We start from the raw sequence: 1,652 nt of genomic DNA, 5'->3' as shown, positions 1-1,652 counted from the left end.
TCCCTGTTTGCTTTTGTCGCTCCGCTTGTCCACCTCAATTGAAAAAATCGGACGTTTTGCCTTTAGGAAAAATCCCTTGCGGTCGTGGTTACTTTGATTTTTTTGATAGAGTTAAGTATTTATCTCTTCCGTCAAATGGAAAGATAGCACGTATGGAAGACTCAAACACACCTTTAGCGATTACTTCTAGTTCTTCCAAGTCATCTTGAATTGGAGCTATACTATAAAAGTGGACAGAAAATTGTGTGTTATAATCTGTCTATTAAGACACAAAAATGAAAGGTGGAAAGGTTATAATAAACTAGACACAAAGTTAAGAGAAATCGTGGAAAGGTTTATTATGGCAAGAAGAAAATTCGATAAACAATTTAAAAATTCTGCAGTAAAACTCATTCTTGAAGAGGGTTACTCTGTTAAAGAAGTCAGCCAAGAGCTTGAGGTTCATGCCAATAGTCTTTATCGCTGGGTTCAAGAAGTTGAAGAATATGGAGAAAGTGCTTTTCCAGGCAATGGGACAGCCCTAGCTAATGCCCAACATAAGATTAAATTGTTAGAGAAAGAAAATCGTTATCTTCAGGAGGAACTTGAACTTCTAAAAAAGTTCCGGGTCTTCTTGAAGCGAAGCAAGTAAAACGTTTTGAATTTCTCTTGAAACATCATGGGAAGATAAAAATTAAGCATGCAGTAAAAGTTCTTAAGGTTTCTCGCTCAGGTTTCTATGAATACATGCATCGTCGTCCTTCAAAACAACAAGTGGAGAGAGAAATTCTCTCAGAGAAGATAAAAGCTGTCTTTCATGAGCATAAGGGACGCTATGGTGCGGTTAGAATTACCAAGGTACTTCATAATACTGGTATTATGACCAACACGAAACGTGTTGGGAAACTGATGCACTTGATGGGACTTTATGCCAAGGGAAGTCGTTATAAATATAAACATTACAACAGAAAAGGAGCTTCGCTTTCAAGACCCAATTTAATTAATCAGATCTTTAAAGCAACAGCTCCTAATAAAGTATGGCTGGGAGACATGACCTATATCCCTACCAAAGAAGGCACCTTATACTTAGCCGTGAATATCGACGTTTTTTCACGTAAGATTGTAGGCTGGTCAATGTCTTCACGGATGCAAGATAAACTGGTGAGGGATTGCTTCTTACAAGCTTGTGGGAAAGAACATCCTCAGCCTGGCTTGATTGTCCATACTGATCAAGGGAGTCAATATACAAGCTCTCGTTATCAATCTACTCTTCGTCAAGTCGGTGCTCAATCTAGCATGAGTCGTAAAGGAAATCCCTATGACAATGCAATGATGGAGTCTTTTTATAAGACGCTAAAGAGGGAGCTTATTAATGATGCTCATTTTGAGACAAGAGCTGAGGCTACTCAAGAAATATTTAAATACATTGAGACCTATTACAATACAAAAAGGATGCATTCAGGTCTTGATTACAAGTCTCCAAAAGACTTTGAAAAATATAATTCTTAAATTCTCTTAACTCCGTGTCTAGTTTTTCGTTGACTTTCCAGAAAAGTCTATATTTTGGGGGTCACTACATTCTTCGGTTCTTTTTATATATTCCTCGAAGGGTCTCCATGCCCTTAATCGTGGAAGAGGCTGTACGGAGACTTTGATAAAATTTATTCCGTCGT

At 37.8% G+C, this 1,652-nt stretch carries 2 protein-coding genes and 1 pseudogene; 2 read left to right on the top strand and 1 reads right to left on the bottom strand.

The features are described 5' to 3' along the window. The coding region (locus tag ABZS58_RS51255; protein WP_354792120.1) for a hypothetical protein at positions 1-209 on the top strand (209 nt) is incomplete at its 5' end. A 131-nt stretch (positions 210-340) separates the two neighbouring features. Then, a protein-coding gene (locus ABZS58_RS51250) for an IS3 family transposase (RefSeq protein ID WP_095559415.1) occupies positions 341-1,488 on the top strand; the annotation gives its coding sequence in 2 pieces (ribosomal slippage) (positions 341-593 and positions 593-1,488; 1,149 coding nt in all). Positions 1,489-1,558: 70 nt separating this feature from the next. Here the strand turns inward: ABZS58_RS51250 and ABZS58_RS51245 are convergent. Further along, positions 1,559-1,652, bottom strand: a pseudogene (locus ABZS58_RS51245) (IS6 family transposase); the annotation flags it as partial.

The organism is Dactylosporangium sp. NPDC005555, assembly GCF_040605635.1.
GTDB lineage: Bacteria > Actinomycetota > Actinomycetes > Mycobacteriales > Micromonosporaceae > Dactylosporangium.
This window is presented reverse-complemented; position numbering and strand designations above follow the sequence as displayed.